4 protein-coding genes are annotated in these 6,429 nt (G+C 59.6%); 2 read left to right on the top strand and 2 right to left on the bottom strand.

What is annotated here, in order from left to right; translation table 11 throughout:
• The coding region (locus ACXJKO_RS28925; protein WP_457094485.1) for an O-antigen ligase family protein at positions 1 to 743 on the top strand (743 nt) is incomplete at its 5' end.
• Positions 744 to 786: 43 nt separating this feature from the next.
• On the opposite strand, the gene ACXJKO_RS28930 is transcribed toward ACXJKO_RS28925, so the two are convergent.
• Both ACXJKO_RS28930 and ACXJKO_RS28935 read right to left on the bottom strand, forming a co-directional pair.
• Entirely contained in the window at positions 787 to 1,947 is a 1,161-nt protein-coding gene (locus ACXJKO_RS28930; protein WP_457094486.1) for a glycosyltransferase family 4 protein, read from the bottom strand.
• A gap of 43 nt (positions 1,948 to 1,990) precedes the next feature.
• Positions 1,991 to 4,411 (bottom strand): Wzz/FepE/Etk N-terminal domain-containing protein, encoded by a 2,421-nt coding sequence (locus ACXJKO_RS28935; protein WP_457094487.1) that lies wholly within the window; start codon positions 4,409 to 4,411, stop codon positions 1,991 to 1,993.
• Between the two features lie 1,145 nt (positions 4,412 to 5,556).
• Here ACXJKO_RS28935 and ACXJKO_RS28940 point away from each other — a divergent pair.
• Positions 5,557 to 6,429, top strand: an 873-nt coding sequence (locus ACXJKO_RS28940; protein WP_457094488.1) for a hypothetical protein, incomplete at its 3' end; no start/stop codon positions are given.

Below are 6,429 nucleotides of genomic sequence, written 5' to 3' on the forward strand. Positions count from 1 at the left end.
TCTCCATCATGATGCTCACCTTTCTCTATTGCTCATGCCTCCTGGAGCCGGACAGGCCAAGACTGGCCACGATGTGCATGATTGCCGCGCTGGTCGCGCTTCTTCTGGCGAATTACAGGACGTCGCTCCTGGCGGCGCTGCCGATCATCGCCGCAACCATCTTCTTCGGCGCGATAAGGCGCATTTCCCCTCAGGGGCGTCCTTTCGCCGGGATCATGGTGGTCTGCCTCGCCGGGCTCGTCTTGGTCTACGTGTCCCAAAGCGCCCTGCAACAACGTTTTACCGATCTGTCCGTGGTGCTGTCGAGCAGCGCGGAACTCCTCAAGCCGCCGGAATACTATACGGATGCGGAATCCGACCTTCTGTCGGCCCGCGCGATTATCTGGAGCCGCTACATCACGGCCTATTTGCACGGCTCGATCACGAACCTCGCTTTCGGGTTCGGCCCGGATTCCTGGGAGCGGGCTTTCACGCTCTACGCCCACAACACGTTCGTGTCCACGCTCTACGAGACCGGAGTGTCCGGCCTCGCCGCCATGGTGCTTCTCTTCGCCTTGAGCTTCAGGCTCGTGATGAGGACGAGTTGGAGTCGACGCCCTCTGATCCTCGGCGCGTACCTTGGATTTCTCGCGCTGAACCTCGCCACGATGCCGTTCTGGCAGATTGAAGGAATGGTGCTGCTCGCCCTGACGCTAGCCTATACGCTCCACGCGCAGGTGCCCCGGCGCGTGCAGGTGCGATGAATGCGCTACCGCCTTTCTCGCCGCCTATAGAGCCAAGCCACTATCACGCGACCTTGAAGCGATGGTAGATCTCGATGATCTGGCGAGCGTGCACGCTTGCCGAAACGGCCTTGACGATCTGGTCGCGTTCGAGCTCCCCGAGGATGGCAGCCTCGGGCCGGCACAGCATATCGAGCGCGAGCGACGCGAACTCGTCGGCGCCGGCCTCTGCGGGCGCCAGGCGGCCTCCACGGAAACGGTTCCAGATTTCCCGGTGGCCAGCATCGTCCGTGGCCAGATACGGCGTTCCAACAATCGCCGCCTCGAGCAGTGTGCGGCCGAACGGCTCGCTCACGGAAGGCGCGAGAAGCAGGTCGAGTGCAGCGATGTTCCGCTCGCCCGGCAGACGGAAGCCCCCGAACGTGACCCGGTCGGCAATGCCGAGGTCCTCAGCAACTCTCCTGAGATCATCCTCGGTCTCATCGCCGCTTCGCCCGAACACGACGAAGTGGCAATCCGCTCGCGCCGATGCCATCCGCGCACCCACTTCGAGAAAATAACGCGCCCGCTTCCTGGACCAGAAATTTCCCACGAAACCGATGAGAAGCGCGTGAGCAGGACAGCCGAACTCAGCGGCGGCCCGGCGCGCCTCGGCGCGAAGGGTGTGACCGCAGGCCACGTGGATGGGGTTCAGAACGAAGGTTCTCTTTTCCTGCGGCACGAATGCGAGATTGCGCTCGCACGACTGCGAGATGCAGACGACCTCGTGCGCCAGGTTGACGAGAAGCCGTTTGGGCAGCGTCATCCGATTGAGCGAACGGTGATGATAGACCACGCGCCTGCCGGCGAGCCGCGCTACGGGCCCCCAGGACTGCATGGCTGAGAGATCGTTGAAATGGATGACACCATCCGTGGCGAGTTCACGGATAATCCGCCACCGATGCATAAACCGGGCCGCATCATAGGCCGGGTGATGGCGGGACACAGGCGGCTCGCCGGTCACCACCACCGTGAAGCCGCTTTTGCTCGCCTGTTCGGCAATCAGCGTTTCACCCGGACAAAGAACGCTGCACCTGATGCCATGCTCGGCCTGCAATGCCCTGCCAAGGGTGAATGCGGAGACATGGCTTCCTCCCATGCCGCCTCCGACGAACGGAAAGACGACGGACGTAATGTCGATCGGCCGAGGATGTTCAGACGAGGCAAAATCCGATGTCACGGCCATAGAGTCTCTTTCGATCGAACTCGCACGCGCAAAAGCCGCAACGTCACGGCATCCGCGATGTCTGCCGGACGCGAGCGATCGCGCGGCGGATGCGGGCGCCTGGGTGCAGGTCAGGAAGGCTCGAACGCGGGATCGACACGCTATCGAACATCTGTTCGACACCGCTTTCAGCATGAGGCATGGACGATGTTTCGCGGCCGGCGGGATGCTCCTGGTAAAGCCGGAGAAGATCCATATCGACCCGGTTCAGAACCACGCCCATGCAGCGGATCCCTGCCACTTCGTTGGCAGCGAGGGTATCCTTGACGAGATCCTTCGACGTGCCGCCCCACTCGATGGCGAGGAGTACGCAGTCGACCTTGGCTGCCAATACTCGCGCGTCGCTTGTTACGCCAAGCGGCGGCAGATCCACGATGACATATTCAAAAGACTCCGACGCCTCACGGAGCATGTCCTCGAACCGCCCATTCGCGGTAAGGCGTCTCGAATGCGCGAGCTCCCGCCGGTAAATCGTCGGCAATATCGCGAGATTGGATTGGAGCCCATAGTACAACGCACTGCGCCAGGGTCGACCCTCAGCGAGAACCTCCAGAAGCCCCTCCGTGGCGTCGGGAGCCACCAATCTCGTTAAGGCAGGGTTCCTGAAATCCCCGTCGACGAGGAGCGTCTGGCTTCCCTCTTCGGCCAGCAGCGCTGCAAGATTTGCGGCAATGGTCGTCCTGCCCTCCTGCGGCGCCACGGACAACACGCCGATCACCTTTGCCCGACGACCGGGAAACACATAATCGGCCGAGGCAACGACTGCTCTCAGGGTATCGGCGAACTTCGAATCCGGTGCGTGGAGAACGTAACGGGTGAGCGCAAACGCAGCCGCCTCACCGTCCTTCGGTGGCACTCCTCGCGGCTTGCCCTCACGCTTTCCGCCGCGTGGGGGCAGGCTGATCGTGGGCAGCATCCCCAGGCATTTGAGCCCAAGCTCGTCCCAGACCTGCCCCCCGGTCCGCAAAGATCCGTCGCGATACTCCCGCCAGGCGCCGACGGCAGCGCCTACGATGGCACCCATGAACGCCGTTATGAGAATAATGGGAATTGTCTTGGGGTGGCTCGGCTGGGTGGGGGTCGCCGCAGGGGTTATGACCCGTGCGTCATTCATCGGGAACGATTGCTGCTGAACCGTTTGCTGGTAACGTTGCAGGAACGATTGGTAGAGAGACTTGTAGGTATCGGCCTTTCTTTCCAGCTCCCGCAACTCCACCAGCTTATTGTTCGCCCCCGCAGTGACGCCGATCAGCTTGTCGACGTTCTGACTGAGCGTTTCCAACCGTGACTTCGCCACCTGATATTCACCCTCGTAGCTCTCGGCAATGCGGGTGAGCTCGGCGAGGATCTGGCGCTGAACCTCCGCTTTTTCGGATTGATACTGCGCCGCCCGTTCGTGACCCGGTCCGAAGCGGGCGACGATCTCCGCTTCACGCTTCGATGCCTCCAGGTACCGCGCCTGGAGATCGTTGATCAGCGCGTTTCCCAGAGCTTCTCCGACCAGCGCCTCGACGCGGTTGGTCTGGATGACGGCGCGAATGCGCTCAAGCCGCGCGCTTGTTCTGGCAACTTCACCGCGAACGACCACCATCTGGGTGTTCAGCTCCGACAGCTGCGAGTCGGATACGAGTTGCCCGCCCACTGCGATCAAGTTGTTGTCCGCCCGGAACTGTTGGACGGCAAGATCGGAAGCCACCGCCTGCTGCTGCAATTCATCCAACCGCACCAGGAGCCACGAATTGGCGCGTCTGGTTACCTCAACCTTTGCATCGAGCTGATCGGCAAGATAGGCCTCCACATACGCATTGGCGATTTGGGCCGCTTGTTCAGGGTTGGTCCCAGTGTAGCTCACCGTAATGAGGTAGGTCTTCCCAACGCGGGCGACGGCCGTGTTGCTGAGCAGGCGGTACGCCGCGGCCCAGCGTTTCGCCTCCTGCTGCCGCGCCGCATCCGGAACGGTTTCACTTCGCAGGAGGCCATAAAAGCGACGCATGGCCCGATCCAACGACTGACGGACCCGGGTGAGCAGCCAGCCTTCACGGACCCAGAAAGTCGGATCGTTTGCCAGCTTGAGCTGATCGACAACGGCGAGCGCGATTCTCTCAGATTTGAGGATCTCGACTTGGCTGTCGGCTACAATCGGCGCATCCACCCCGATATCCGTGACAGCCGATACGTCCTGAACCGCCCGGACCTGACGGCGATCGATCATGATACTGGTCGTCGTTGTGTACAACGGCACTGACGTGGCGGCATAAAGCACGCCGATCAGAGACCCGATCAGCGCTGCGCCAGCGATAATCTTCCACTGACGCCTGACGGCTGCGAAGATATACTTCAGGTCGAAGTACTCAATCTCGTTCCGCCCCTCGCTCTGATCGCTTCTGGGATCCTCAAAGGACGTGCGCGCTGGCAGCTGGAGCATGAGGCACCTCTTGACTCGAACTTGCGCTGACGCGACGCCGTACTAATGGAATCCCATACGTGCGAGACGCAGATTGGTATCGGACAGGTCCAACGGTCTGGCTTGGAGTTCGCCGACTTGGTGACGTACCGCTAGCATTGCATCGTCTTAGTCTCTGCTCAAGCCGCAACGCGGGCCCTACACCATCTCCAAAGTGTAATGAATGCGCCGAAATGCTCAAGGATGATCGTTGTCGCGTGATATCGCGCTCCATCATCCTCAAGATTTTGAATTGGCGGATCATAACGAGGGCAACCCTCTACTGTCGTAAACGTTCGTGACGATGAGGTTCGATTTACAGTAGTTAGTCTGGCGCCGGCAGGTCCGTTTCTGCCCAGCTTCAGGCTAGCCGCTCCGCCCACCTCGCAGCCGGATCGCTCACATCTGACGCGATACTATGCTTGAGGCAATGGCCTTTGCGATTGGTTGAGCTTGCGGGACTCTCGGGACAAGCGAAGCTCGAATGTCACAAGCCTCCATTATCAAGGAAGCCAGCTGGAACTGATGCGATGTGACCCCAGCCGCTCCGCTTCATCGAACGCCCCTGTTGAGATGCTGCTACGACCTGAGAATCCCACAGTCCAGCGAGCGGAGTTTCGTTCGCTGCGGATCGAAGCGAGATTCGACGTTCTCAAGCCGACAAGGGATCCTCTGCAATGTTTGCTGATCCTCTCCAGTGGTTGCGCCGCGAGCGGTTGGCGCAGAACGTTAATTTAGCGCCCGCTCATTGCTTGATCCAACGGTGCCAACAGCGCGGCAAGAACGCGGCGCCGAATAGGTTCGTGCCTTCTATACGCGTCTTGCGAAGCGCGGCGTCACCTATTCGGTACGTTGCTAGTTTAGCGCTGGCACGACACCGAGGATGTTTCTCTAATAGGTCGTCTTAGCCAAGACTCCACCATTTTGTCGAAATCGGCGCACTTGATATCCGGGGCCTGAACATTACGTGGGATGATCAGGTTTAATCAGTCATTCAAGTTGTCTACAAGTAACATTTCCAACAAATAAAATAGACCAAGCTGCCTTTAGTCGCCGATGCCTTGTATTGACCTTAAAATCAACCATCGCTACACCCTGACATCTAACTGATGATTGTGTAGTCAGATATGATACCATATTCTTCAAACTTATACGCAACACGGAGGAAGGTGCGACACTGGCCTGTCGTATATGACGATTTCAGTTTCTTCGTTCGGCTGTCGGATCTGAGCGCGGCACTGCTAGCGAGCGTCATCGCGGGCACGATTTATCATTGGATTGCTTTCAGCGACACAGGTCCCATCGAGAAGTTCGTCGTCTTCGGCATCCTCTACGGGGCGCTGCTGCTCCCGTGCCTTGCAGCATGGGGCGCGTACGAGCTTAATAGCGCTGTCGACTCTCATGCGAACCGCAGAAACGTCGTGATTTTCTCCGCGCTTGTTTTGTTGTTCTTGATTGGGGTTCTTTTCGCCCTCGGCACAAACCATCCTTTCCGGAGGGGGCAGATTCTCCTCTTTTCTGCAATCGCGCCAGGTCTCGTCATCACCCAGCGCGTCGTCCTCTCCCAAGTCATCTCTCGTGGGCTCGCGGAGGGACGATTCAATGGGCGCGCAGTCGTCCTCGTCAGGGAAGACGACCCTGGACCAGCCGGGCAGAAGCTCGACTATACCCGCTTCGGTTACCACGTCGTGAAATCGGTTCTCGTTCCACCTCTCTCGGAGCGATCGAACGCCGGAGCGGATTGGAGCGCGTGCGCGCGGCGGGTCATTGAACATGTCCGTGAATCGAAGATCGACGAAGTCCACATCGCGCTTGATTGGAGAAGATGGAAGGACGTGAGCGCCCTTATGGCGGAGCTGCAAATGACTCCGGTCCCAGTTCTTCTCCTGTCGGATGCGACGATGCTGGGGGTCCTGCGACAACCTCATGTCAAGCTGGGATCGAGTGTCGCTTTCGAGCTCAAGCCACCGGCTCTCACGCGCATGGAGAGAGTGCAGAAG

This window comes from Microvirga sp. P5_D2 (assembly GCF_054049475.1).